Origin of the sequence: Streptomyces sp. NPDC005017 (genome assembly GCF_042873115.1) — a bacterium.
In the GTDB taxonomy this organism is placed as follows: domain Bacteria; phylum Actinomycetota; class Actinomycetes; order Streptomycetales; family Streptomycetaceae; genus Streptomyces.
Genome location: NZ_JBIALD010000027.1, coordinates 72,906 through 97,291, shown reverse-complemented (window position 1 = coordinate 97,291; position 24,386 = coordinate 72,906). Strand labels below are relative to the sequence as shown.

Here is a 24,386-nt window from a genome sequence, read left to right as displayed (position 1 = left end):
GGGCCCAGGTCACGTACGAAGGGACATAGGAGACAAGCCCATCCGCCCCCAACGGGAAAGACGCTCCACTCTGTCCTGATTTGCCCCTCCCGGTTCCACTACCAGGGGTCGTAGGTCACACCTTTGCCTGGCCATTTTGCGGCCGCTAAGAATGGCACTCGTCGCTCAACGCCGCAGGCCTCACGGTCCGCGGCGTTCGTGTGGGAAGCAACCGCGTCCCCGCCGGACGAAACGGTTTCCCCGCCGGACACGAGCGACCTCCGCGCTATCGAAGAGGTCCACCAGCATGCCCAAGCATTCCCTGAATACCGGCCGCGGCCGCGCGCTCGCCAAGTCCCACAAGCTCGCGCTCGCCGGTGTCTCCGCCCTCGGTGCCGCTGCACTCGCCTTCTCCGTGGTGCCCGCCAACGCGGACACCACCACGGCCGAGGCCCCCGCGGCGCCCGTGGCGTACGAGGCGGCGAAGACGACCGAGGTCAGGGCGTCCCTCACCGACCGGCTCGCCGCCGCCTCCGTGAAGGTCGAGGCCATCGAGGCCCAGCAGAAGGCCGCCGAGAAGGCCGCCGCGCAGAAGAAGGCCGCAGCCGAGGCCAAGCAGAAGGCCGCAGCCGAGGCCAAGCGCAAGGCGGCCGCGAAGGCCGCCGCCGAGAAGGCCGCGGCGAAGGCCGCCAAGGAGCGCGCCGCGAAGAAGGCCGCGAGCCGGTCCGCGGCCCGCCCGCAGGTCCAGAAGGTCGTCAAGAAGTCCTACGGCAACAACCTGCACGGCTGGATCAGCGAGGCGCTGGACATCATGCACGACAAGGGCATCCCGGGCACCTACAACGGTCTGCACCGCAACATCATGCGGGAGTCCTCGGGCAACCCGAACGCGATCAACAACTGGGACATCAACGCCCAGAACGGTGTCCCGTCGATCGGTCTGCTCCAGATCATCAAGCCGACCTTCGACGCGTACCACGTCTCCGGCACCGCCTGGAGCCAGTACGACCCGGTCGCCAACCTCACCGCTGCCGCCAACTACGCGGCCGACCGGTACGGCTCGATCGACAACGTCAACAGCGCGTACTGAGGCCTGGCGCGGACCTCTGTACCCCTAGACGCCGAAGGGCGGCACCCACCTGACGGGGTGCCGCCCTTCGGGGCCTTGCCGGACCCTGCTACTTGCGCATGACCTCCGGCTCGTGGCGGCGCAGGAAGCGGGCCACGAAGAAGCCGCAGATCACGCCGAGGGCGAGCAGGGCGGCCATGTCCATGCCCCAGGCCCCCACGGTGTGCTCCCACAGCGGGTCGGTGCCGGCGCCCTCCTCGGGCGGGCTGATCTTGTTGAAGTCCAGCGTGGCGCCCGCGGCGGCCACCGCCCAGCGCGACGGCATCAGGTACGAGAACTGGTTGACGCCGACCGTGCCGTTCAGTGCGAAGAGGCAGCCGGTGAAGACGACCTGGATGATCGCGAACATGACCAGCAGCGGCATGGTCTTCTCGGCGGTCTTCACCAGCGAGGAGATGATCAGGCCGAACATCATCGAGGTGAAGCCCAGGGCCATGATCGGCACGGACAGCTCGATCATGGTGGCGCTGCCGAGGACGAGGCCCTCCTCGGGGATCTCACGGCTGGAGAAGCCGATGACACCCACCAGCAGGCCCTGGAACACGGTGATCATGCCGAGCACGAACACCTTCGACATCAGGTACGCCGAGCGGGACAGGCCGGTCGCGCGCTCCCGCTCGTAGATCACCCGTTCCTTGATCAGCTCGCGGACCGAGTTCGCCGCGCCCGCGAAACAGGCGCCTACGGCGAGGATCAGCAGCACCGTGGTGGCCGTGCCGTTGGGGATGACCCGGCCCGTCTGGTTGGGCGGGTTCGGCAGCAGGCCGCGGTCGGGGTCGATGAGCAGGCTCACCGCGCCCAGGACGGCCGGCAGGATCACCATGAGGGCGAGGAAGCCCTTGTCGGAGACGATCACCGAGGTGTAGCGGCGCACCAGCGTGACGAACTGCGACATCCAGCCCTGTGGCTTCGGCGGCTTCATCGCCTGCAGCGCCGGCATCGGTACGGCCTGGGGGGCGACGGCGTCGATGTCCGCGGCGTACATCTGGTAGTGCTGCGAGCCCTTCCAGCGGCCCGCCCAGTCGTAGTCGCGGTAGTTCTCGAACGCGGAGAACACATCGGCCCAGGTGTCGTAGCCGAAGAAGTTCAGCGCCTCCTCCGGCGGACCGAAGTAGGCGACGGAGCCGCCGGGCGCCATCACGAGGAGCTTGTCGCAGATCGCCAGCTCGGCCACGGAGTGGGTGACGACGAGGACCGTACGGCCGTCGTCGGCGAGCCCGCGCAGCAGCTGCATGACATCGCGGTCCATGCCCGGGTCGAGGCCCGAGGTGGGCTCGTCCAGGAAGATCAGCGACGGCTTGGTCAGCAGCTCCAGGGCGACCGAGACGCGCTTGCGCTGGCCGCCGGACAGGGAGGTGACCTTCTTGTCCTTGTGGATGTCGAGCTTGAGCTCGCGCAGCACCTCGTCGATGCGGGCCTCGCGCTCGGACGCCGTGGTGTCGGCGGGGAAGCGCAGCTTGGCGGCGTACTTGAGGGCCTTCTTGACGGTCAGTTCCTTGTGCAGGATGTCGTCCTGCGGGACCAGACCGATGCGCTGGCGCAGCTCGGCGAACTGCTTGTAGAGGTTCCGGTTGTCGTACAGCACCTCGCCCTGGTTGGCGGGCCGGTAGCCGGTGAGCGCCTTGAGCAGGGTGGACTTGCCGGAGCCGGACGGGCCGATGACCGCGATCAGCGACTTCTCCGGGACACCGAAGGAGACGTCCCTCAGGATCTGCTTGCCGCCGTCGACCGTGACGGTCAGGTGGCGGGCGGAGAAGGACACCTCACCGGTGTCGACGAACTCCTCGAGGCGGTCGCCGACGATACGGAACGTCGAGTGGCCGACGCCGACGATGTCGGACGGGCCGAGCAGCGTGGTGCCGCCCTTGGCGATCGGCTGGCCGTTGACGTACGTGCCGTTGTGCGAGCCGAGGTCGCGGATCTCCATGCGGCCGTCGGGCGTGGAGTGGAACTCCGCGTGGTGACGGGAGACCTGGAGGTCCGACACGACCAGGTCGTTCTCCAGCGAACGGCCGATGCGCATCACGCGGCCGAGCGAGAACTGGTGGAACGTGGTCGGGCTGCGGTCGCCGTAGACCGGCGCCCCCGCGCCCGCGGCGGGCCCGCCCTGCTGCTGCGGGATGTTGCTCCCGGCGGGCGGCTGCTGCCAGCCGGCCTGCGGGTTCGCGTGCGGCGCCGGCTGCTGGGGCGCCTGGGCCCAGCCGGGGCCCGCGCCCTGGGCGGCGTACGGCTGCTGCGGCTGCGCCTGCGGCGTGGTCACGCCGGCCGTCGCGCCGCTCAGGCCGACCTTCGGTCCGTCGGTCGCGTTGCCCAGGTGCAGCGCGGTGCCCGGACCGATCTCCAGCTGGTGGATCCGCTGCCCCTGCACGAACGTGCCGTTGGTGCTGCCGTGGTCCTCCACGACCCAACTACGGCCGTTGAAGCTGACCGTGGCGTGCCGCCAGGAGACCCTGGCGTCGTCGAACACGACGTCTCCCTGCGGATCGCGTCCGAGCGTGTAGGACCGGGACGGATCCAGCGTCCAGGTCCGTCCGTTTGTTTCCAGTACGAGTTCCGGCACTCCATGCCCCACTGAGTTGTCCCCCGAGTTACCCCCGTCGCAGGGAGTCTAGGGATGTCGAACATCGGGGGGAACTATTTCAGTAGGGGCCCCCTGACCGAAAGTCGGGCCTGGGAAGACCGCGCACCGGCGCATCGGGGCTTTGTCGTTGACGGGGGTTGAAACCTGTGCGGAGAGTGGTAATCCACGCGAGGGGGACATGCGCGGCATGCGCGCCGCTTCGCGGATCGGGGGGTCTGCCATGAATGCCGGAACCGCGCGGTCGCACGCGGGAGTGCCCTGGATCGACGTCCTGCTGACCGCGATCGCCGCCGTGAGCTGGGCGTTGATCGGCATGGCGGGCACCGCCGCGCTGGGGCTGCACCTGCTGGGGGCGGACTCGTCGGGCGAACTGGGGCCGATGACCGCGGCGGTCGTGGCGCTCGGGGCGGGTGGGGAGGTGACCCCGTCCGGCGATGTGTCCGCGTTCGGCCTCGATGGCGCCCAGGCCACCACGGCCATCGAGATCGCGCCACTGGGCGTCGGACTGGTCGGTGCGCTGCTGCTGTCGTGGTTCTTCCTACGGTCCCTGCGGGCGGCCGGAGTTGTCGTCGCACCGGCCGAACTGCTGGCCCGCGCGGGCGCGGTGGTCGCGCTGTTCGTGGTGATGCTGGGCGGGCTGGCCTGGGCGGGCCACGATGTGGTCACGATCGACGGCGGCGCCCTGGGACTGGACCGGCTGCCCGGCACGGGCGGCTCCGGGGGCTCGGGCGGCCTGGAGATCCCGGGACTCGGGAACATTGGGGACATCGGTGGAATCGGGGACATCGGCGGGCTGCTGCCGGACCGGGTGGGTGACCTCGTCGACGCGGAGGCGGCCGTCGGGTTCACCGTCGACACCTCGCCCACGCTGGTGAACGGCGCCCTCTGGGTCGTGTGCGTGCTGCTCGTCGCCCTGCTGGCCTCACGCCGCACTCCCCTGCCGGCCCGGCTGCACGCCCTGCACCGGGTGGTCCGGCCGGCCGTCTCCGCCCTGGTGGGCGTGCTGGTGCTGGCCGTGGCCGCGGGGTGGGCCGCCGCCGGGTGGGCCGCGTTCGGCGACGACCATCCCCGGCGCATCGTGGGCGCGGCGCTGCTCGGCGCGCCCAACGGGGTGTGGCTGGGACTGCCGGTCGGGCTCTTCGCGCCGTTCGACGGGGAGGCCACGGGCCCGCTGGCCGGCTTCCTGCCGCACCCGCTCGATGGCCTCCTCGCCGGCTCCGACCGCGCGGTGACGCTGCCGCGGCTGGCCGAACTGGACGAGCGGGTGTGGCTGCTGGGCGTGGCCGCCGTGGTGGCGATGCTGCTGGCGGGGGTGCTGACGGCGGCACGGACGCCGGTGGGGAGCGCGGGCTCCGGAGGCGTGGATTCCGGCGGGGGCGTGGACTCCCGTGGAGGATCGGTGGTCGGCGGAGGACCGGTGGTCGGCGGGGCTCTCACCTCTGATGGGGTACGGGGCTCCGCGGGGGCGCGTGGGGGCGGTGCTCTGCGTTTCGCCGGGGTGTGCGCGCTGCGGCTGGGGGCGGTGGCCGCGGTGGCTCTGCCGCTGCTGGCGTGGCTGGTGGAGGTGTCCGTGAACGCCTCGCTGTCCGTGCTCGGGGTCGACGCCTTCGGCTCCGGGGTGCGGCTGGAGGCGCGGCCCGGGGTGGCCCTGCTGCTGGGCGCGGTGTGGGGCTCGGGCACGGGGGCCGCCGGAGCGCTGCTGGCGTGGGTGTGCGGGGCGGCCGGGCGGCGGGTCGCTCCGCTGGCACTGGGTGACGCGGCGTCCGCCGGTGCCCTGGCGGGCTTGTCGGGGTCGTCGGATCCGTCGGGTCCGTCGGGTCCGTACACACCTGGCACCCCGTACCGCCCGCCGAATCCGCACACCAACCCGTACCTGCGGCTGCCCGAGGGCGTGCGGGAGCCGGAGGACGCCCTGCCGCCGGGGGCGGTTGTCTGGCCGGAGGCGGGAAGCGGGAGCGCCGGCGAGCCCGGTCCCCCGGACGGCGGATCGGCCGGCGACCGGCGCGGCACGGCCCCGGACACCCCGTCCGCCGACCTCTACGGCGCGCCGACCATACGCGGGCCCGTCGAACCATCGCCCCCACGGTCGCCGGGCCGAGGCGCCGGTCCCGGTCGACGACCGCCGACCTCACCCGAGGAAGGGCCACCACCCCCGCCCGGCACACCACGGCCGCCCGGGGGACGTCGTTGAACGCGCCGAGGAGGGCACCTGAGCCGCGTCGGCAACGGGGGCGCCGTCTCGCAGCCGCCCCGGCCGCCACACCGGTGAGCCGCGTCGGTAACGGGGCCGTCGTCTCGGCGTCCGGAGCGCGCCATCGGGTGGACACGCAGAGTTCCCTGTCCGCCAGGCGGACCTGCCGGGCGTACGGCACTGGGTGCCGGATACGGTGGGAACACCATGAGTGCTTCGCAGACCTCTGACGTCCCCACCCTCCTTGTCAAGATCTTCGGCAAGGACAGGCCGGGCATCACGGCCGGACTCTTCGACACCCTCGCCGCCTACTCGGTCGACGTGGTCGACATCGAGCAGGTCGTCACCCGTGGCCGGATCGTGCTGTGTGCACTGGTCACCGAGCCGCCGCGCGGCACGGAGGGCGACCTGCGGGCGACCGTGCACAGCTGGGCCGAGTCGATGAAGATGCAGGCGGAGATCATCTCCGGCCTCGGCGACAACCGGCCGCGCGGGCTCGGACGGTCCCTGGTGACCGTGCTGGGACACCCGCTGACCGCGGAGGCGACCGCCGCCATCGCCGCGAAGATCACCAATGTCGGCGCGAACATCGACCGTATCTTCCGGCTCGCCAAGTACCCCGTGACCGCCGTGGAGTTCGCGGTCTCCGGTGTGGAGACCGAGCCGCTGCGCACCGCGCTGGTGACCGACGCCGCGGCGCTCGGTGTCGATGTCGCGGTCGTCGCGGCGGGGCTGCACCGCCGCGCCCAGCGGCTGGTCGTCATGGACGTCGACTCCACGCTCATCCAGGACGAGGTGATCGAGCTCTTCGCCGCGCACGCCGGGTGCGAGGACAAGGTCGCCGAGGTGACGGCGGCCGCGATGCGCGGCGAGCTGGACTTCGAGCAGTCGCTGCACGCGCGTGTGGAGCTGCTGGCGGGGCTCGACGCCTCCGTCGTGGACAAGGTGCGCGCCGAGGTGCGGCTGACCCCGGGCGCGCGCACCCTGATCCGCACCCTGAAGCGGCTCGGCTACCAGGTGGGCGTCGTCTCCGGCGGCTTCACCCAGGTGACCGACGACCTCAAGGAGCGGCTGGGGCTGGACTTCGCCCAGGCCAACACCCTGGAGATCGTCGACGGCCGGCTCACCGGCAGGGTCACCGGCGAGATCGTGGACCGCGCGGGCAAGGCACGGCTGCTGCGCCGGTTCGCGGCGGAGGCCGGGGTGCCGCTGGCGCAGACCGTGGCGATCGGCGACGGCGCCAACGACCTGGACATGCTCAACGCGGCCGGGCTCGGGGTCGCCTTCAACGCCAAGCCCGTGGTCCGGGAGGCGGCCCACACGGCGGTGAACGTGCCGTTCCTCGACGCCGTCCTGTATCTGCTCGGCATCACCCGCGAAGAGGTCGAGGCGGCGGACACCCACGCGGTGGAGTGAGCGGGGGCGCCTGCCCCGTCTGCGGACCGCCCTAGGCGTCACAGCGCCCGGACCGACGGGTGAGGAACCCGGTGCCCTCGCGGCGCCGGGCCTCTTCCGTGTGCGGGCCGCTCAGTCGGTGGGCGCCCAGTAGTCGACCAGGGTGCCGACGCCGGGCTCCAGGCTCTTCCAGGGTCCGCTGAAGGTCAGCACCGCGTACGCGGCGGTGGGGAAGCCGCGGCGGTTCATCCGTACGGCGCTGTCGCCCTCGGAGTCGCCGGACAGGATCTCGGCGAGGCCGTGGACGCCCGGGTTGTGGCCGATCAGCACGAGGTGGCGTGCGTCGTCGGGCGTCTCGTTGAGCACGGCGATCAGGTCACCGGGAGAGGCCTCGTAGACCCGCTCCTCGTAGACGGTCCGCGGGCGGTGCGGGAGCTCGTGGACCGCGAGCTTCCAGGTCTCGCGGGTCCGGGCCGCGGTGGAGCACAGGGCCAGGTCGAAGGGGATGCCGGTGTCGGCGAGCCTCCGTCCGGCCTCTGCGGCGTCCATGCGGCCCCGCTCGGCGAGCGGCCGGTCATGGTCGTTCACCTGCGGCCAGTCGGCCTTGGCGTGGCGGAAGAGGACGATCCTTCGGGGTTCTGCGACGCTCATGCGTCCCAGCTTCGCATGAATGACGCCACAAGGCGCAGGGAGTTGAAAGGCGCCCTCATCAGGGCCGTGACCAGCGCCGACCCCTCTCGGCACTGACCTGGGCGGGGGTCATCGTCCAAGGTCGAACAGCTGCTGCGCACGCTCGACGAGCTGGGCTATCGCCGGGTCGTCGCCGGACGCCGCGTGGGCCTCGGAGGGGTTCAGTATCAGCGCGAACAGCGTGACGAAGGCCAGGACGGGCAGGGCGAGGGCCCACCAGGGCAGCCTGGTGCCGGCGCCCGAGGTCGCCGGGCGGGGCCGCGTGTGCAGGGTGGCCGACATGGGTGCCTCCGCAGGTCTTCGACTGGTCCACGGGCCGCATCCCGCGGCCACACCTCGAAGCTACGGGCCGTGGGGGCTCGGGCCCATCCGGTGATCCACCCACTTGACCCTGACCCTCACCCCCTAGGGGACAGGGGGGTTAGCCCCACCCCCGTGCGTCGGGGCGGTGCCGGGTCAGGGGGCGGCGATGGAGGCGATGACGGCGATGACGACGAAGATGGCGAAGAAGGAGCCGAAGACGATCAGCATCTTCTTCTGGCCGTTCTGGGGGTTCGGGTCGAGCACTGGCATGTGGGCAAGTCTCGCACCTGCCCGCGGGGGCGGGGGCCGCGGGGGCCCACTGGGGTGGGGGCTGGGGCTCGCCGGCCGACTTCCGCGCAGTTCCCCGCGCCCCTAAAGACTGCGCCGTTCCCCGCGCCCCCGAGAACGCGCAGTTCCCCGCGCCCCTCGAGGCTGCGGCGTTCAGGGCGTCGGGGTGGTTTGGGGGGTTGCCTCGTCCTCTACCGTGCGGTCGCGGCCTGCGAGGAAGCCGATCAGCATCTGCGGGAGCATCAGGGCGGCCATGAGGGCGAGGGGGACGCCCCAGCCGCCGGTGTGCTGGTAGAGGACACCGACCAGGAGGGGGCCGGGGATGGAGATCAGGTAGCCGGTGCTCTGTGCGAAGGCGGACAGCTGGGCCACGCCCGCCCCGGTGCGGGCACGCATGCCGACCATGGTCAGGGCGAGCGGGAAGGCGCAGTTGGAGATGCCGATCAGCATCGCCCACGCCCAGGCACCGGCGGCCGGGGCGAAGTACAGGCCCGCGTACCCGGCGAGCCCGCACAGGCCCAGGGCGAGGACCATCGGGCCCTGGTGGGGCAACCGGGTGGCCAGGCGCGGGATGACGAAGGCGAGCGGCACGCCCATCACCATGGTCACGGCGAGCAGAAGGCCGGCGCTGGAGGCGGCCACCCCGGCGTCGCGGAAGATCTGTGCCATCCAGCCCATCGTGATGTAGGCGGCGGTGGCCTGGAGGCCGAAGAACACGGCGAGCGCCCAGGCGGTGCGGCTGCGGGTGATGCGCAGGGCCGCGGGCTGCCGCTCCGCGCGCGTGACGGCCGCCCCGGCCCCGGCGGCCCCCTCCCCGGAGGCGGCGCCCTCGCCGCGCCCCGCCCCCCGGCCCCGTACGAACGGAAGCCACGGCACCACGGCCGCCACCGCCAGCCCCGACCACAGCGCGAGGCCGGTCCGCCAGCTGCCGCCCAGCGCGTCGGTCAGCGGCACGGTCGCGGCGGCGGCCACGGAGGTGCCCATGGCCAGGGCCATGGAGTACAGGCCGGTCATGGAGCCGACCCGGTCCGGGAACCAGCGCTTGACGATGACCGGCATCAGGACGTTGCTGACCGCGATGCCCATGAGCGCGAGCGCGCTGGCGGCCAGGAAGAGCGGCGTACTGCTGACGTACGGCCGCACGAGCAGGCCCGTGGCGATGGCGGCCATGCCGGCGCACACGACCGCGCCCGGCCCGAAGCGGCGGGCCAGGCGCGGCGCCGTGATGCCGAAGACCGCGAAGCACAGCGGCGGCACCGAGGTGAGCAGACCGGCCATGCCGCCGCTCATGCCGAGTCCCTCGCGGACCTCCTCCATGAGCGCGCCGAGGCTGGTGATGGCGGGGCGGAGGTTCAGCGCGGCGAGCACGATGGCGACGACGAGCAGCCGTCCCGTCCACGCGCGCGCGGACGCCGACCCGGCCGCCGGGCCGGACGACGCCGTCGGGGTTCCGGCGGGGGCCCGTGGGGCGGTCTTCGCGCGTGTCTCCTCGGCAGCCATGTCCCCCATCATAGAATCATGGGATGATTGGTTGTCCACCCCTGACCGGTCCTCGGCCGCCATGGACGTGCGAAGGTGAGTCATGCCCCTGAGCCATCCCCGCCGCTCGGCCCTGTCCGAGCAGGTCATCGCCGCGCTGCGCCACCAGATCACCTCGGGCGAGTGGCCGGTCGGCTCCCGCATCCCCACCGAACCCGAGCTGGTCGAGCAGCTAGGGGTGGCCCGCAACACCGTCCGCGAGGCCGTGCGGGCGCTCGCGCACAACGGCCTGCTGGACATCCGCCAGGGTTCGGGCACCTACGTGGCGGCCACCAGCGAGCTGGCCGGGGTCATGCACCGACGCTTCGCCGGCGCCGACCCCCGGCACATCGCCGAACTGCGGGCCACGCTGGAGTCGAGCGCGGCGAAGCGGGCCGCCGAGCGGCGCACCGAGCGCGACCTGAAGCAGCTGGAGACGCTGCTGCGGCGCCGTGAGGAGGCTTGGGAGTCCGGGGACAAGGAAGCCTTCGTCACCGCGGACGCCACCTTCCACCTGGCCGTCGTGGCGGCCTCGCACAACGACGTCATGACGGCGATGTACGCCGACCTCGGCGAGGTGCTGCGGGACTGGCTGCGCGACGACGTGGGCGAGGAGCTGACGCCGGAGACGTACATGGACCACACCCGGCTGATGGACGCGATCCGCGCGGGGGACGCGGAGACGGCCGCCGCGGAGGCGGAGAGCTACCCGCTCGGCTGCCGCCCGCTCACGGAAGCCCCCGGCGCCCAGGGCTGAGCGGGCCGCCCGAGGAAGCCGGGCCACCGGAGGAAGCCGCGGGGAGCGGGGCTGAGCCGGGCGCGGCCCGCCCTGCCCGGCTCAGCCCCGCTGATGACTGATCCACGCCGAGCGCACCTCCTTCCAGCACCTGCCGGCGAGCCGTACGGTCACCGCCGGGCCCGCGTCGACGGGCGCGCTGTCGGTGTCGAGATCCCACCAGCGGTCGCACTCGATGTGCAGCCGCACCCGGTCGACGCCCGGGTAGGGGTTGTGGCAGTGAGCCACCACATGGGAACCGCTGACGTCGGTACGGCACTCGGCCTCGAAAGGCGACGACGGACTCTCCTCGGCCACGCGCGCGTGGGGCGACGCCTCGTACGGGGTGCAGAAGGCGAGAGCGAGGGCGAGGGTCACTGGGGCCAGGCTTCTGGACAGGCGCACAAGGGGGACCTCCTCGACCGGGCTGGGGAGGGGAATCACGCGGTGAACGCTTCATCCAGACTGCCCAGCCGTCCCTCCTCGGCGCCCGGTCGGATGGGCCGAACGGGGGACGCCCCGCACCCCGCGCGGGGCGGGGAACGGGGCGTCGGGAGCGTGGAACCGGAGGTCAGGCGCCGATGGCGTGCAGACCGCCGTCGACGTGGATGATCTCGCCCGTGGTCTTCGGGAACCAGTCGCTCAGCAGCGCGACGATGCCGCGGCCGGCCGGGTCGGGGTCCTTCAGGTCCCACTCCAGCGGGGAGCGGGTGTCCCACACGGAGGCCAGCTCGCCGAAGCCCGGGATGGACTTGGCGGCCATGGAGCCGAGCGGGCCCGCGGAGATCAGGTTGCAGCGGATGTTCTGCTTGCCCAGGTCACGGGCGATGTAGCGGCTGGTGGCCTCCAGGGCGGCCTTGGCCGGGCCCATCCAGTCGTACTGCGGCCACGCGAACTGCGCGTCGAAGGTGAGGCCGACGACCGAGCCGCCGTTCTGCATCAGCGGCAGGCAGGCCATGGTCAGCGACTTCAGGGAGTACGCCGAGACGTGCATGGCCGTGGCGACCGACTCGAACGGCGTGTTGAGGAAGTTGCCGCCGAGCGCGTCCTGCGGGGCGAAGCCGATGGAGTGCACGACGCCGTCGAGGCCGCCGAGCTCCTCGCCGACCAGGTCGGCCAGGCGGCCCAGGTGCTCGTCGTTGGTGACGTCGAGCTCGATGACCTTGGTGGGCTTGGGGAGCTTCTTGGCGATGCGCTCGGTCAGCGTGGGCCGCGGGAACGCGGTCAGGATGATCTCGGCACCCTGCTCCTGGGCCAGCTTGGCGGCGTGGAAGGCGATGGAGGACTCCATCAGCACACCGGAGATCAGGACGCGCTTGCCCTCGAGAATTCCGCTCATGGTGATCAGTGACCCATTCCCAGTCCGCCGTCAACGGGGATGACGGCTCCAGTGATGTACGAGGCGTCGTCGGAGGCGAGGAACCGCACTGCCGCGGCGATCTCCTCCGGCTGCGCGTAACGGCCGAGCGGGACCTGCGACACGATGTTCGCGCGCTGCTCGTCGGTGAGCACCTTGGTCATGTCGGTGTCGACGAAGCCGGGCGCGACGACGTTGAAGGTGATGTTGCGCGAGCCCAGCTCACGGGCCAGGGAACGCGCGAAGCCGACCAGGCCGGCCTTGGAGGCGGCGTAGTTCGCCTGCCCGGCGGAGCCGAGCAGGCCGACGACGGACGAGATCAGGACCACGCGGCCCTTCTTGGCGCGGAGCATGCCACGGTTGGCGCGCTTGACGACCCGGAAGGTGCCGGTGAGGTTGGTGTCGACGACCGAGGTGAAGTCCTCCTCGGACATGCGCATCAGCAGCTGGTCCTTGGTGACGCCGGCGTTGGCGACGAGCACCTCGACGGGACCGTGGCTGTCCTCGATCTCCTTGTAGGCCTGCTCCACCTGCTCGGGATCGGTGATGTCGCACTTGACGGCGAGGCAGCCCAGGTCCGTCAGGGCGGCCGGCGGCTCACCCGAGCGGTACGTGATGGCGACCTTGTCGCCGGCGTCGGCGAATGCACGGGCGATGGCGAGGCCGATGCCCCGGTTGCCTCCGGTGACGAGAACCGAGCGGCTCAACGGATCACCCTTTCGATAGCGGTCCTGCCCGCCCGAACACCTGGATGACAGGCGGCTTCACCGAAAACCTATCTGGCGTCCCGCCGCCGCGGGCATTCGGGCATCCACAGTGGCGCGGGGGCCGGTCTGTCGGGTCTCTACAGATTCCGGCCGACTCAGGCCCGAAACATGTGGTCCGCACGCGGGATGGGCGCCATGATCGGAGACGCCTCCGCTGCTTCCCTACCGATCCGACAGAAAGAGACGCCGGTGCCTCATAGCATTGACGAGTCGTTCACGGCACTCCCTCTACGCGCTCTGGCCGACGCCGCGCTCGCACGCGCGCGTGCCCTGGGTGCCGAGCACGCCGATTTCCGGTTCGAGCGGGTGCGCAGCGCGTCCTGGCGGCTGAGGGACGCCAAGCCGGCCGGCACCTCGGACGTCACCGACCTGGGATACGCGGTACGGGTCGTGCACGGCGGTACCTGGGGGTTCGCCTCGGGTGTCGACCTGACGATGGACGCGGCGGCACGGGTCGCGGCGCAGGCGGTGGCGATGGCCAAACTGTCCGCGCAGGTGATCAGGGCGGCCGGGTCGGACGAGCGGGTGGAGCTGGCCGACGAGCCGGTGCACTCCGAGAAGACCTGGGTGTCGTCGTACGAGATCGACCCGTTCACGGTGCCCGACGAGGAGAAGTCGGCGCTGCTGGCGGAGTGGAGCAACCGGCTGCTGGCCGCGCAGGGGGTCGACCATGTCGACGCCTCGTTGCTCACCGTGCACGAGAACAAGTTCTACGCCGATACGGCCGGGACGGTGACCACCCAGCAGCGCGTCCGGCTGCACCCGCAGCTCAACGCGGTGTCGGTGGACGAGTCCAGCGGCGAGTTCGACTCCATGCGCACCATCGCGCCGCCGGTCGGACGCGGCTGGGAGTACCTGACCGGCACCGGCTGGGACTGGGACGGGGAACTGGAGCAGATCCCCGAGCTGCTCGCCGAGAAGATGCGCGCGCCGAGCGTTGAGGCGGGGCTGTACGACCTGGTCGTGGACCCGTCCAATCTGTGGCTGACCATCCACGAGTCCATCGGGCACGCCACCGAGCTGGACCGGGCGCTCGGCTACGAGGCCGCGTACGCCGGCACCTCCTTCGCCACCTTCGACCAGCTCGGCAAGCTGCGCTACGGCTCGGACCTGATGAACGTCACCGGCGACCGCACCGCCGAGCACGGCCTGGCGACCATCGGCTACGACGACGAGGGTGTCCGGTCGCAGTCCTGGGACCTGGTGAAGGACGGCACGCTGGTCGGCTACCAGCTGGACCGCCGGATCGCGAAGCTGACCGGTCTCGGGCGGTCCAACGGGTGCGCCTTCGCCGACTCCCCCGGCCATGTGCCGGTGCAGCGCATGGCCAACGTCTCGCTGCGGCCGGACCCGGCCGGGCTGTCGACCGAGGACCTGATCGGCGGGGTCGACCGGGGCATCTACGTCGTCGGGGACCGGTCCTGGTCGATCGACATGCAGCGCTACAACTTCCAGTTCACCGGACAGCGCTTCTTCCGGATCGAGAACGGCCGGATCACCGGCCAGCTCAAGGACGTCGCCTACCAGGCCACCACCACGGACTTCTGGGGCTCCATGACGGCCGTCGGCGGCCCGCAGACCTACGTCCTGGGCGGCGCCTTCAACTGCGGCAAGGCCCAGCCCGGCCAGGTCGCCGCCGTGTCCCACGGCTGCCCGTCCGCCCTGTTCCGGGGCGTCAACATTCTCAACACGACGCAGGAGGCGGGCAAGTGAGCGGCTTCATCGGGATCTGCCGGGGGTCCGGGGGCCGTCACCCGGGCAAGCACAGCCTGAACACGACGCAGGAGGCCGGGCGATGAGTGCTCGTACGAACAAGCCGCACGAGATCGTCGAGCGGGCTCTGGAGCTGTCCCGCGCGGACGGGTGCGTGGTCGTCGCCGACGAGCAGTCGACGGCCAACCTGCGCTGGGCGGGCAACGCGCTGACCACGAACGGTGTCACGCGCGGGCGCACGCTCACCGTGATCGCGACCGTGGACGGCAAGGAGGGCACCGCCTCCGGTGTGGTGTCGCGTTCGGCGGTGACCGCGGACGAGCTGGAGCCGCTGGTGCGCGCCGCCGAGGCCGCCGCGCGCGGGGCCGCGCCCGCGGAGGACGCGCAGCCGCTGGTCACCGGCGTGGCCGGGGCGCCCGACTTCACGGACGCGCCGGAGGAGACGTCCTCGGCGGTGTTCGCCGACTTCGCCCCCGCGCTCGGCGAGGCCTTCGCCCACGCACGGGCGGGCGGCCGTGAGCTGTACGGCTTCGCCAACCACGAGATGACGACCAGCTATGTCGGTACGTCCACGGGTCTGCGGCTGCGGCACGACCAGCCCAACGGCACGCTGGAGCTGAACGCGAAGTCGCCCGACCGGACCCGCTCGGCCTGGGCGGGCCGCTCCACGCGCGACTTCAAGGACGTCGACCCGGCCGCGCTGGACGCGGAGCTCGCGGTGCGGCTCGGCTGGGCGGAGCGGCGGATCGAGCTGCCGGCGGGCCGGTACGAGACGCTGCTGCCGCCGACCGCGGTCGCTGACCTGCTGATCTACCAGATGTGGTCGGCGTCCGGCCGGGACGCCGCCGAGGGCCGCACGGTGTTCTCCAAGCCGGGCGGCGGCACCCGGATCGGCGAGAAGCTGACGGATCTGCCGCTGACCCTGCGCAGCGACCCGAACGAGCCCGGTCTGGAGTCGCTGCCGTTCGTGCTCGCGCACTCCTCCGGCGGTGACGCGTCGGTGTTCGACAACGGCCTGCCGCTCGCGCCCACCGAGTGGGTGGCGGGAGGCGAGCTGAAGAACCTGATCACCAGCCGGTTCACCGCCTCCCTGACCGGGCTGCCGCTCGCCCCGGCCGTCGACAACCTCGTCCTGGACGGCGGTGAGGACCGCTCGATGGAGGAGATGATCGCGAGCACCGAGCGGGGGCTGCTGCTGACCTGCCTGTGGTACATCCGCGAAGTCGACCCGGCGTCGCTGCTGCTCACCGGTCTGACCCGGGACGGTGTCTACCTCGTGGAGAACGGCGAGGTGACCGGTGAGGTGAACAACTTCCGCTTCAACGAGTCACCGGTCGGGCTGCTGGGCCGGGTCACCGAGGCCGGGCGTACCGAGCGCACGCTGCCCCGGGAGTGGAGCGACTGGTTCACCAGGGCCGCGATGCCTCCGGTGCGGGTCCCCGATTTCAATATGAGCTCTGTCAGCCGGGGCGTATAACCTCAGGGGGTGGTGGTCGCTCGACCGCCTGAGGAACATCCGAGGAGACACGAGAACCGTGACGGACATCGTCGAGGAGCTGAAGTGGCGCGGGCTGATCGCCCTCTCCACCGACGAGGACGCATTGCGCAAGGCGTTCGCGGACGGCCCCGTCACGTTCTATTGCGGCTTCGACCCGACCGCGCCCAGCCTGCACCTGGGCAACCTCGTGCAGATCCTGACGATGCGCCGGATCCAGCAGGCGGGCAACCGCCCGCTGGGTCTGGTCGGGGGCGCCACGGGTCTGATCGGCGACCCGAAGCCGACGGCGGAGCGCACGCTGAACGACCCCGAGGTGGTGGCCGGCTGGGTGTCCCGGCTGCGCGGCCAGATCGAGCGGTTCCTGGACTTCGAGGGCCCGCACGCCGCCACCATGGTCAACAACCTGGACTGGACCCAGGGCATGTCGGCCATCGAGTTCCTGCGGGACGTCGGCAAGCACTTCCGTGTCAACAAGATGATCGCGAAGGAGGCCGTCGCCCGGCGGCTGAACTCCGACGCCGGCATCAGCTACACCGAATTCAGCTACCAGATCCTTCAGGGCATGGACTTCCTGGAGCTGTACCGGCGGCACGGCTGCACGCTCCAGACCGGTGGCAGCGACCAGTGGGGCAACCTCACCGCGGGCGCCGACCTGATCCACAAGGTCGAGCCGCACGCGGCGGTGCACGCGCTGGCCACGCCGCTGATCACCAAGGCCGACGGCACGAAGTTCGGCAAGACCGAGTCGGGCACGGTGTGGCTCGACCCGGAGATGACGACGCCGTACGCCTTCTACCAGTTCTGGCTCAACGCCGACGACCGGGATGTGTCGAAGTTCCTGCGGATCTTCAGCTTCCGGTCCCGGGAGGAGATCGAGGAGCTGGAGCGGTCGACCGAGGAGCGGCCGCAGGCGCGGGCCGCGCAGCGGGCGCTCGCCGAGGAGCTCACCACGCTGGTGCACGGTGCCGGGCAGACCGAGGCGGTCGTCGCCGCGTCGCGTGCGCTGTTCGGGCAGGGTGAGCTGGCCGGGCTCGACGAGAAGACGCTGGCCGCGGCGCTGTCCGAGGTGCCGCACGCGAAGGTGTCCGAGCTGGCGGCCGTCGTCGACCTGTTCGCCGAAGTGGGGCTCGCGCCGAGCAAGTCCGCGGCGCGGCGGACCGTCAAGGAGGGCGGGGCGTACGTGAACAACGTCAAGGTCGCGGCGGAGGACGCGGTGCCTGCGCGGGAGGAGCTGCTGCATGGGCGGTGGCTGGTGTTGCGGCGGGGCAAGAAGAATCTGGCCGCGGTCGAGGTGACCGGGGCGTAGCGCTTCGCGGCGTGGGGTGCGGGGTTCTGTGGCTGGGCGCCCGTGGTGGCGTTTCGCGCAGTTCCCCGCGCCCCTTTTCCGTTCTTCTTTCCGTACGTCGTGGCCGGTCGCGCAGTTCCACGCGCCCCCAAGAGATGCGCCGTTCCTCGCGCCCCTCAAAGCCTGCGCAGTTCCCCGCGCCCCCAAGCAGCGCGGTGTTCGCCGCGCCCCCTGACAAACGCGCTGTTCCCCGCGGCCCTCGAAACTCGGTGTTCCTCGCGGTCCCTCTTGGGGTCAGGCGCGTTGTTGTTTGCGTTTGCCGAAGGTGGCCATGTAGGCCATGTCGCCCACCGCGACGATGATGACGGCGGCGATCAGCTGGAAGATGTGGCGGGTCCAGTCGATGCCGGATGTCTCCTCCACTCCGAAGCCGCGGGCCATGGCGTTGCCCGCGATCGCGCCGAGCATGCCGAAGATGGTGGTCAGCCACAGCGGGCTGTGCTGTTTGCCGGGCAGGACCGCCTTGGCGATCAGTCCCAGTACGAACCCCACGATGATCGCCCACAACCAGCCCATGATCGCCTCCTCCTGTGGCTCCTCGTGAGCACTCCCCTCAGTCTGGGCGCGGTCGAGGTACGTCGCATGTCGGCCTCGGGTGTACGGGCCGGGGGCGAGGCGCGTTCGTGCAGGCTGTGGGGTGACCCGGTCTCGAATGCGGCGCAGCCGCGGCGTAACGTGGAGTCTGTCCGGACCCGGGCTCTGCCGGAGCGGAGCGGGCACGGGCCGGGTGGATCCGATGCGGGCGGATGGTGAACAGCGATGCGGATGCGGCACAGCGGCGGTGACGCCCAGGTTTTCCGGATCACCGGAGCCCGGCAGGGACTTCAGGACGACGTCCGCGCCCGGCAGCGCCGGTACGTCATCTCCATGAGCGTGCGCACGGTGTCGGTGGTCCTGGCCGCGGTGCTGTGGAACGTGGAGCGGCATGTCGCGATCGTGGCGCTGGTGCTCGGGCTGGTCCTGCCGTACATCGCGGTGGTGATCGCCAACGCCGGGCGGGAGAACGCGCCCGGGCTGCCCTCGACGTTCGTCAGCACACCGTCGCCGCCGATGATCACGCCGCCTCGGCAGGACGACGACGAGCCCACCGATAGGGCTTGAGCGGGGCTGTGCGGCGACTGTGAACGGCCTGAAGCAATCGTGTTGTTCCGGTGCCCCGCGAAGGGTGACCCATGGCATACTGCACACGCGCTCCGCATCCCCCGTCGGAGCGACAGACCGACGCCGGGCAGCTCCCCCCGTGGCTGCTCGGCGTCGCCTTTTCCGTTGCGGTTGTGAGACGAAGCTGTGAGTGACATTCCGATCTGTTCGGCGAAGGGCTGCCGGGGCGCGGCGGTGTGGGTGTTGGCGTGGAACAATCCCAAGCTGCATGTGCCTGAGCGGCGGAAGACGTGGCTCGCGTGCGAGGAGCATCGTGAGCATCTGTCGCAGTTTCTGGGGGTTCGAGGGTTCTTGAAGGACGTTGTGTTGTTGACGGAGTGGGAAGAGGCTGCGCCGTAGGGTGCGGGGTGTTCTTCGGCGTTCCCGTCGGCTGTGGCTGTTCGCGTAGTTCCCCGCGCCCTTGAAGACTGCGCCGTTTCCCGCGCCCCTTTAAAGACTGCGCCGTTCCTCGCGCCCCCTCAAAGATTTCGCCGTTCCTCGCGCCCCTGAGAAGCGCGCAGTTCCTCGCGCCCCTCAGAGACACGCCATTCCCCGCGCCCCCAAGAGAACTCGCCCCCAGGACCGTGTCAGCCGCCGATTGCTGACATGGGTCTGTCGGGTTGGACGAAGGTGGGGTCGTCCAGGCCTGCGCCCGCCTTCTTGCCCCACATGGCCTGGCGCCAGATGTGGGCGATCCGGTCGTCGGGGGCGTCCGAGCGCAGGGCGGCGCGGAGGTCCGTCTCCTCGGTGGCGAAGAGGCAGGTGCGGACCTGGCCGTCGGCGGTGAGGCGGGTACGGTCGCAGGCAGAACAGAAGGGGCGGGTCACCGAGGCGATGACGCCGACGCGGTGCGGGCCGCCGTCGACCAGCCAGCGTTCCGCGGGGGCGGAGCCGCGCTCGGCGGAGCCTTCCGGGGTGAGGTCGAAGCGGGTGCGCAGGGAGGTCAGGATGTCACCGGCGGTGACCATGCCCTCGCGCTTCCAGCCGTGCTGGGCGTCCAGGGGCATCTGCTCGATGAAGCGCAGTTCGTAGTCGTGCTCGATGGCCCAGGCCAGGAGGTCCGGGGCCTCGTTGTCGTTCAGCCCGGGCATCAGGACCGTGTTGACCTTGACCGGGGTGAGGCCGGCCTCGCGGGCGGCCTCGAGGCCTTCGAGGACGTCCTTGTGGCGGTCACGGCGGGTGAGGGTCTTGAAGACGTCGGGGCGCAGGGTGTCGAGGGAGACGTTGACCCGGTCCAGGCCCGCGGCCTTCAGGGCGGCCGCCGTACGCCGGAGACCTATGCCGTTGGTGGTCAGGGACATCCGGGGACGCGGGTCCAGGGCGGCGATGCGCTCGACGATGCCGACCAGGCCGGGACGCAGCAGGGGCTCTCCGCCGGTGAACCGGACCTCCTCGATGCCCAGATCCCGTACCGCGATGTCGATCAGACGCACGATCTCGTCGTCGGTGAGCAGGTCGGGCTTGGCCAGCCACTGCAGGCCCTCCTCGGGCATGCAGTAGGTGCACCGGAGGTTGCACCGGTCGGTGAGCGAGACCCTGAGGTCCGTGGCCACCCGGCCGAAGGTGTCGATGAGCACGTGGCCCCCTCCCGTACCGCCTTCGCACGTCTTCCGTCACCAGTGAGCCTACGTGACGGCACCGACAACGACACCGCCCTGATCCACCAGGCAGGACGAGGCCGCGTCGTAGGACCCTACGACGCGGCCTCGTCCTCGGGTGCGCTCAGTGCGCTCCGGTGCCGGTCAGGGACCTGACCTCGAGTTCGGCGTACTTGTCGGAGTCCGCCTTCTCCTTGGACAGGACGGTGCCCAGCCAGCCCATCAGGAAGCCGAACGGGATGGAGATGATGCCCGGGTTCTTCAGCGGGAACCAGTGGAAGTCGACGTCCGGGAACATCGCCTTCGGGTCGCCGGAGACGACGGGCGAGAACAGCACCAGGCCGACGGCGACGATCAGGCCGCCGTAGATCGACCACAGGGCGCCCTGGGTGGTGAACCTCTTCCAGAACAGGCTGTAGAGGATGGTCGGCAGGTTCGCCGAGGCGGCGACCGCGAAGGCCAGCGCGACCAGGCCGGCCACGTTCAGGTCGCGGGCGAGGGCGCCCAGGAGGATGGAGACCGCGCCGATGCCGATGGTGGCCAGGCGGGCGGCCCGGACCTCCTGCTTCTCGGTGGCGTTGCCCTTCTTGATGACGTTCGCGTAGATGTCGTGGGCGAACGACGAGGACGAGGCCAGGGTGAGGCCCGCGACCACGGCGAGGATCGTCGCGAAGGCCACCGCCGAGATGGTGGCGAGCAGCACCGCGCCCCAGGCCGAGTCGACGCCGCCGAGGTGCAGGGCGAGCAGCGGGGCGGCGGTGTTCCCGGACGGGTTGGAGGCGATGATCTCTTCCTGGGAGATCAGCGCGGCGGCGCCGAAGCCGAGGGCGATGGTCATCAGGTAGAAGCCGCCGATGATGCCGATGGCCCAGTTCACGGACTTCCGGGCGGCCTTGGCGTTGGGCACCGTGTAGAAGCGGATCAGGATGTGCGGCAGTCCCGCGGTGCCGAGGACCAGGGCGACGCCGAGGGAGATGAAGTCCAGCTTGGACGTGCCGGTGGCGCCGTACTGGAGGCCGGGCTCCAGGAAGGCGGCGCCCTTGCCGCTGTTCTCGGCGGCGGAGCCGAGCAGATCGGAGATGTTGAAGTTGAACTTCAGCAGCACCAGGAACGTGATGAGGAGCGTGCCGCCGATGAGCAGCACGGCCTTCACCATCTGGACCCAGGTGGTGCCCTTCATCCCGCCGATGGAGACGTAGACGATCATCAGGACGCCGACGAGGGCGACGATCAGGATCTTGCCGGCGTCGGAGGTGATGCCGAGGAGCAGGGAGACGAGGACGCCCGCGCCCGCCATCTGGGCCAGCAGGTAGAAGATCGAGACGACGATGGTGGAGGTGCCCGCCGCGGTGCGCACCGGGCGCTGGCGCATGCGGTACGCGAGGACGTCGCCCATGGTGTAGCGGCCGGAGTTGCGCAGCGGTTCGGCGACCAGCAGCAGGGCCACCAGCCAGGCGACCAGGAAGCCGATGGAGTAGAGGAAGCCGTCGTAGCCGAAGAGGGCGATGGCGCCGGCGATGCCGAGGAAGGACGCGGCGGACATGTAGTCGCCGGAGACGGCGAGGCCGTTCTGGAAGGCGCTGAACTGGCGGCCGCCGGCGTAGAAGTCGGCGGCGTCCTTGGTCTGCCGGCCCGCCCAGACGGTGATGACCAGGGTGGCCACCACGAACAGGCCGAACAGGGTGATGATCAGCGGCCGGTGCTCGCTGGCCTCGTTGGCGGCCAGGGTGATCGCGGGGCTCATGCGCCGCCCTCCATCCGGGACTTGATGGCCTCGGCCTTGGGGTCGAGCTTCTCGGCGGCGTGCCGCGAGTACCACCAGGCGATGAGGAACGTGGTGACGAACTGTGCGAGGCCCAGCACGAAGGCCACGTTGACGTTGCCGAGGAGCTTGGTGCCCATGAAACCGCCCGCGTAGTTCGACAGCAGGACGTACAGCAGGTACCAGGCGATGAAGGCGATGGTGAGCGGGAAGGCGAAGGAGCGGTAGGAGCGGCGCAGTTCGCCGAACTCCGCGCTCTGCTGCACCTGGACGAACTCCTCGGCGGAGGGGAGTCGGCGGTCTGTGTTCGCGCCGGGCGGTGTCTCGGTGGCCACGGAGCCTCCTCGCGAAGTGGCGGTGGTGACGGGGGAGGGGGGACGGTCGGGGGTGGGGGACGGGTCGGGTACGACGGACATGACGGCTCTGACCTCACAGTGACGTGGATCACCTCGCCGGGTGGTGACGGTTGTGCTCCCGGCGGCGATCCGGCAGGGGCACGAACGTCCTCGTGCGCCCTGCCCAACGTCACGGCGCCGCGCACGGTGCGGTTCAACCCGGTGTCCGTCTTTCCGAAGCCGGTTCCGCGCGGCCGTCCGGGGGACAGCGCGGGTGCTCGTCCGACGGGCCGAGGGAAAACCCTCGTACCTCGGGTGATGGGCCCAAGAGCGTTGATGGCCGCGGAGTTCGGGGGATAGCTTCGGGCCTGCACCACCCCCGTCATGTACCTGCCCGAGAGCGACCTGTGTCTCGGGCAGGTTCCGTTTCAGGATGATGTGGAGACCCCATGGCTCATCTGCCTTCCAGACGCCGACTCGCCCTGGCCGTGCCCGTCGTGTTGTCGCTGACCGCCTCGCTCGGCTTCCTGCCCGCCGCCGCCTCGGCGGCTCCGGCCGCGGAGTCCGTGGTCCAGGCGCAGGACGGCCCGCAGCTGTCCTACGTCGTCAACACGAAGTCGGACCGCCGCACCATCGAGTCGGTGAAGAAGGCGATCGCCGCGGCGGGCGGCTCCGTCGTGATCACGTACGACAAGATCGGTGTGATCGTCGTCCACTCGTCGAACCCGGACTTCGGCCGGCAGATACGCACGGCCCACGGCGTGCAGTCGGCCGGCGCCACGCGTACGGCGCCGCTGACGCCCGCGGGCACCACCGACGAGGGCGCTGTCGACTACCTGACCGCCGAGGAGGCCGAGAAGGTCGAGGCCGCGGCGACGCCGGGCAGCGAGCCTCTCGAGGCCGACCAGTGGGACCTGCGCGCGATAGGCGCCGACAAGGCGGCCGCCATCAACCCGGGCAGCTCGAAGGTCACGGTCGCGGTCATCGACACCGGCGTCGACGACACCCACCCCGACCTCGCCCCGAACTTCTCCCGCTCGCAGTCCGCCAACTGCAACGGCGGCGTGGCGGACACCAGCGAGGGCGCGTGGCGCCCGTACACCCCGCAGGACTACCACGGCACCCACGTGGCCGGTGAGATAGCCGCCGCGCGCAACGGTGTCGGCGTCGCCGGTGTCGCGCCGGGTGTGAAGGTGTCGGCCATCAACGTCACCGACCGTGTCAGCGGCCTCTTCTACGCGGAGAGCGTGGTCTGCGCGTTCGTGTTCGCCGCCGACCGCGGCGTGGAGATCACCAACAACAGCTACTACGTCGACCCGTGGCTGTACAACTGCATGGACGACCCGGACCAGAAGGCCATCGTCGACGCGGTCAACCGGGCCCAGAAGTACGCCATGAGCAAGGGCACGCTGAGCCTGGCCTCGGCGGGCAACTCCGCCCACGACCTGGACGCCGACGCGATCCTGGACGACACCAGCCCCAACGACACCACCCCGGTCGAGCGCACCATCGACCCGCACACCTGCTACGACGTGCCGACCCAGCTGCCGGGCGTCGTCACGGTGAGCGCGACCGGCGTGCAGAACCTCAAGTCGTACTACTCCTCCTTCGGTATGGGCGTCGTGGACGTGGCCGCGCCGGGAGGTGACCGGAAGTACCAGATCCCGGACACCCCGTCGAAGAACGGGCGCATCCTGTCGACCATGCCGAACGGCGAGTACGGCTTCCTCCAGGGCACCTCGATGGCCTCGCCGCACGCCTCGGCCGTCGCCGCGCTGCTGAAGTCGAAGCACCCGTGGGCGACCCCGATGGCCCTCCAGGCCATGCTCAAGGCGCAGGCCGACAACCCGGGCTGCCCCGAGTCCTACGACCAGGACGGCGACGGCACGCAGGACGCCACCTGCGTCGGCGGGCCGCAGTACAACGGCTTCTACGGCTTCGGCATCGTCAACGCGCTGGACGCGGTGACGAAGTAGGGAAACGGTCTCTCCCTCGCGGGGCCGGACGGGATCTCCCGTCCGG

The 24,386-nt window shown here is 71.0% G+C and carries 22 protein-coding genes; 10 read left to right on the top strand and 12 right to left on the bottom strand.

Features of this window, described 5'->3' with window-relative positions:
- Nucleotides 1-286 precede the first annotated feature (286 nt).
- Nucleotides 287-1,069: a transglycosylase SLT domain-containing protein gene (locus tag ACFYR0_RS31295; protein ID WP_389335562.1), complete on the top strand. Its 783-nt coding sequence runs from the start codon at nt 287-289 to the stop codon at nt 1,067-1,069.
- 88 nt (nt 1,070-1,157) lie between these two features.
- Here the strand turns inward: ACFYR0_RS31295 and ACFYR0_RS31290 are convergent, their stop codons facing one another.
- Nucleotides 1,158-3,668, bottom strand: a complete 2,511-nt coding sequence (locus ACFYR0_RS31290; protein WP_389335559.1) for an FHA domain-containing protein — start codon at nt 3,666-3,668, stop codon at nt 1,158-1,160.
- 241 nt (nt 3,669-3,909) lie between these two features.
- Here ACFYR0_RS31290 and ACFYR0_RS31285 point away from each other — a divergent pair, with 241 nt between their 5' ends.
- Nucleotides 3,910-5,880, top strand: coding sequence for a streptophobe family protein (locus ACFYR0_RS31285; protein WP_389335556.1), 1,971 nt, complete (start codon nt 3,910-3,912; stop codon nt 5,878-5,880).
- Nucleotides 5,881-6,087: 207 nt separating this feature from the next.
- A complete protein-coding gene (serB, locus tag ACFYR0_RS31280; RefSeq protein ID WP_389335553.1) occupies nt 6,088-7,296 on the top strand; it encodes a phosphoserine phosphatase SerB in 1,209 nt (402 codons plus the stop codon).
- 111 nt (nt 7,297-7,407) lie between these two features.
- On the opposite strand, the gene ACFYR0_RS31275 is transcribed toward serB, so the two are convergent.
- From ACFYR0_RS31275 to ACFYR0_RS31260, 4 genes are all read right to left on the bottom strand, one after another.
- Nucleotides 7,408-7,926: a SixA phosphatase family protein gene (locus ACFYR0_RS31275; RefSeq protein WP_389335550.1), complete on the bottom strand. Its 519-nt coding sequence runs from the start codon at nt 7,924-7,926 to the stop codon at nt 7,408-7,410.
- Between the two features lie 108 nt (nt 7,927-8,034).
- Nucleotides 8,035-8,247, bottom strand: coding sequence for a hypothetical protein (locus tag ACFYR0_RS31270; RefSeq protein WP_386379479.1), 213 nt, complete (start codon nt 8,245-8,247; stop codon nt 8,035-8,037).
- Nucleotides 8,248-8,421: 174 nt separating this feature from the next.
- Complete coding sequence (locus ACFYR0_RS31265) at nt 8,422-8,538, bottom strand: SGM_5486 family transporter-associated protein (protein WP_386379478.1); 117 nt, start codon at nt 8,536-8,538, stop codon at nt 8,422-8,424.
- A 171-nt stretch (nt 8,539-8,709) separates the two neighbouring features.
- Nucleotides 8,710-10,056, bottom strand: coding sequence for a CynX/NimT family MFS transporter (locus tag ACFYR0_RS31260; RefSeq protein ID WP_389335546.1), 1,347 nt, complete (start codon nt 10,054-10,056; stop codon nt 8,710-8,712).
- 82 nt (nt 10,057-10,138) lie between these two features.
- On the opposite strand from ACFYR0_RS31260, the gene ACFYR0_RS31255 reads away from it, so the two are divergent.
- A complete protein-coding gene (locus ACFYR0_RS31255) occupies nt 10,139-10,831 on the top strand; it encodes a FadR/GntR family transcriptional regulator (protein ID WP_389335543.1) in 693 nt (230 codons plus the stop codon).
- Between the two features lie 81 nt (nt 10,832-10,912).
- On the opposite strand, the gene ACFYR0_RS31250 is transcribed toward ACFYR0_RS31255, so the two are convergent.
- The 3 genes from ACFYR0_RS31250 to fabG all read right to left on the bottom strand — a co-directional run bounded on the left by ACFYR0_RS31250 (nt 10,913) and on the right by fabG (nt 12,913).
- Nucleotides 10,913-11,254 carry a hypothetical protein gene (locus ACFYR0_RS31250; protein ID WP_389335540.1) on the bottom strand — a complete coding sequence of 114 codons (342 nt, stop codon included), beginning with the start codon at nt 11,252-11,254 and terminating at the stop codon, nt 10,913-10,915.
- Between the two features lie 166 nt (nt 11,255-11,420).
- The gene (gene fabI, locus ACFYR0_RS31245; RefSeq protein WP_386379474.1) at nt 11,421-12,188 is read right to left on the bottom strand and encodes an enoyl-ACP reductase FabI; all 768 of its coding nucleotides are present in this window, start codon (nt 12,186-12,188) and stop codon (nt 11,421-11,423) included.
- A gap of 5 nt (nt 12,189-12,193) precedes the next feature.
- Nucleotides 12,194-12,913, bottom strand: coding sequence for a 3-oxoacyl-[acyl-carrier-protein] reductase (fabG, locus tag ACFYR0_RS31240; protein ID WP_389335537.1), 720 nt, complete (start codon nt 12,911-12,913; stop codon nt 12,194-12,196).
- 249 nt (nt 12,914-13,162) lie between these two features.
- Here fabG and ACFYR0_RS31235 point away from each other — a divergent pair, with 249 nt between their 5' ends.
- From ACFYR0_RS31235 to tyrS, 3 genes are all read left to right on the top strand, one after another.
- On the top strand, nt 13,163-14,686 hold the full coding sequence (locus ACFYR0_RS31235; RefSeq protein WP_386379472.1) for a TldD/PmbA family protein: 1,524 nt from the start codon (nt 13,163-13,165) through the stop codon (nt 14,684-14,686).
- A gap of 82 nt (nt 14,687-14,768) precedes the next feature.
- Entirely contained in the window at nt 14,769-16,163 is a 1,395-nt protein-coding gene (locus tag ACFYR0_RS31230; RefSeq protein ID WP_389335534.1) for a metallopeptidase TldD-related protein, read from the top strand.
- 58 nt (nt 16,164-16,221) lie between these two features.
- Nucleotides 16,222-17,490 carry a tyrosine--tRNA ligase gene (gene tyrS, locus ACFYR0_RS31225; protein ID WP_389335531.1) on the top strand — a complete coding sequence of 423 codons (1,269 nt, stop codon included), beginning with the start codon at nt 16,222-16,224 and terminating at the stop codon, nt 17,488-17,490.
- A gap of 273 nt (nt 17,491-17,763) precedes the next feature.
- Here the strand turns inward: tyrS and ACFYR0_RS31220 are convergent, their stop codons facing one another.
- Nucleotides 17,764-18,045: a GlsB/YeaQ/YmgE family stress response membrane protein gene (locus ACFYR0_RS31220; protein WP_389335528.1), complete on the bottom strand. Its 282-nt coding sequence runs from the start codon at nt 18,043-18,045 to the stop codon at nt 17,764-17,766.
- Between the two features lie 243 nt (nt 18,046-18,288).
- Between ACFYR0_RS31220 and ACFYR0_RS31215 the strand changes: the two genes are divergently transcribed.
- Nucleotides 18,289-18,630 (top strand): DUF3099 domain-containing protein, encoded by a 342-nt coding sequence (locus ACFYR0_RS31215; protein ID WP_389335525.1) that lies wholly within the window; start codon nt 18,289-18,291, stop codon nt 18,628-18,630.
- Nucleotides 18,631-18,816: 186 nt separating this feature from the next.
- Complete coding sequence (locus ACFYR0_RS31210; RefSeq protein WP_389335522.1) at nt 18,817-19,029, top strand: hypothetical protein; 213 nt, start codon at nt 18,817-18,819, stop codon at nt 19,027-19,029.
- Between the two features lie 227 nt (nt 19,030-19,256).
- Here the strand turns inward: ACFYR0_RS31210 and moaA are convergent, their stop codons facing one another.
- From moaA to ACFYR0_RS31195, 3 genes are all read right to left on the bottom strand, one after another.
- The gene (gene moaA / locus ACFYR0_RS31205) at nt 19,257-20,246 is read right to left on the bottom strand and encodes a GTP 3',8-cyclase MoaA (RefSeq protein WP_389335519.1); all 990 of its coding nucleotides are present in this window, start codon (nt 20,244-20,246) and stop codon (nt 19,257-19,259) included.
- 145 nt (nt 20,247-20,391) lie between these two features.
- Nucleotides 20,392-22,011 carry a cation acetate symporter gene (locus ACFYR0_RS31200; protein WP_389335516.1) on the bottom strand — a complete coding sequence of 540 codons (1,620 nt, stop codon included), beginning with the start codon at nt 22,009-22,011 and terminating at the stop codon, nt 20,392-20,394.
- Nucleotides 22,008-22,364 (bottom strand): DUF485 domain-containing protein, encoded by a 357-nt coding sequence (locus ACFYR0_RS31195; RefSeq protein ID WP_389335513.1) that lies wholly within the window; start codon nt 22,362-22,364, stop codon nt 22,008-22,010. Before ACFYR0_RS31195 ends, ACFYR0_RS31200 begins: the two co-directional genes overlap by 4 nt.
- 449 nt (nt 22,365-22,813) lie before the next feature.
- Between ACFYR0_RS31195 and ACFYR0_RS31190 the strand changes: the two genes are divergently transcribed.
- Entirely contained in the window at nt 22,814-24,340 is a 1,527-nt protein-coding gene (locus ACFYR0_RS31190; RefSeq protein ID WP_389335510.1) for a S8 family serine peptidase, read from the top strand.
- Nucleotides 24,341-24,386: the final 46 nt, after the last annotated feature.

What these genes read in the sequence shown, in the direction of transcription:
- ACFYR0_RS31295 (WP_389335562.1), top strand. Translation starts at nt 287, where the DNA reads ATGCCCAAGCATTCCCTGAATACCGGCCGCGGCCGCGCGCTCGCCAAG.
- ACFYR0_RS31285 (WP_389335556.1), top strand. Translation starts at nt 3,910, where the DNA reads ATGAATGCCGGAACCGCGCGGTCGCACGCGGGAGTGCCCTGGATCGAC.
- serB (WP_389335553.1), top strand. Translation starts at nt 6,088, where the DNA reads ATGAGTGCTTCGCAGACCTCTGACGTCCCCACCCTCCTTGTCAAGATC.
- ACFYR0_RS31275 (WP_389335550.1), bottom strand. Translation starts at nt 7,926, where the DNA reads ATGAGCGTCGCAGAACCCCGAAGGATCGTCCTCTTCCGCCACGCCAAG.
- ACFYR0_RS31270 (WP_386379479.1), bottom strand. Translation starts at nt 8,247, where the DNA reads ATGTCGGCCACCCTGCACACGCGGCCCCGCCCGGCGACCTCGGGCGCC.
- ACFYR0_RS31265 (WP_386379478.1), bottom strand. Translation starts at nt 8,538, where the DNA reads ATGCCAGTGCTCGACCCGAACCCCCAGAACGGCCAGAAGAAGATGCTG.
- ACFYR0_RS31260 (WP_389335546.1), bottom strand. Translation starts at nt 10,056, where the DNA reads ATGGCTGCCGAGGAGACACGCGCGAAGACCGCCCCACGGGCCCCCGCC.
- ACFYR0_RS31255 (WP_389335543.1), top strand. Translation starts at nt 10,139, where the DNA reads ATGCCCCTGAGCCATCCCCGCCGCTCGGCCCTGTCCGAGCAGGTCATC.
- fabI (WP_386379474.1), bottom strand. Translation starts at nt 12,188, where the DNA reads ATGAGCGGAATTCTCGAGGGCAAGCGCGTCCTGATCTCCGGTGTGCTG.
- ACFYR0_RS31230 (WP_389335534.1), top strand. Translation starts at nt 14,769, where the DNA reads ATGAGTGCTCGTACGAACAAGCCGCACGAGATCGTCGAGCGGGCTCTG.
- ACFYR0_RS31220 (WP_389335528.1), bottom strand. Translation starts at nt 18,045, where the DNA reads ATGGGCTGGTTGTGGGCGATCATCGTGGGGTTCGTACTGGGACTGATC.
- ACFYR0_RS31215 (WP_389335525.1), top strand. Translation starts at nt 18,289, where the DNA reads ATGCGGATGCGGCACAGCGGCGGTGACGCCCAGGTTTTCCGGATCACC.
- ACFYR0_RS31200 (WP_389335516.1), bottom strand. Translation starts at nt 22,011, where the DNA reads ATGAGCCCCGCGATCACCCTGGCCGCCAACGAGGCCAGCGAGCACCGG.
- ACFYR0_RS31190 (WP_389335510.1), top strand. Translation starts at nt 22,814, where the DNA reads ATGGCTCATCTGCCTTCCAGACGCCGACTCGCCCTGGCCGTGCCCGTC.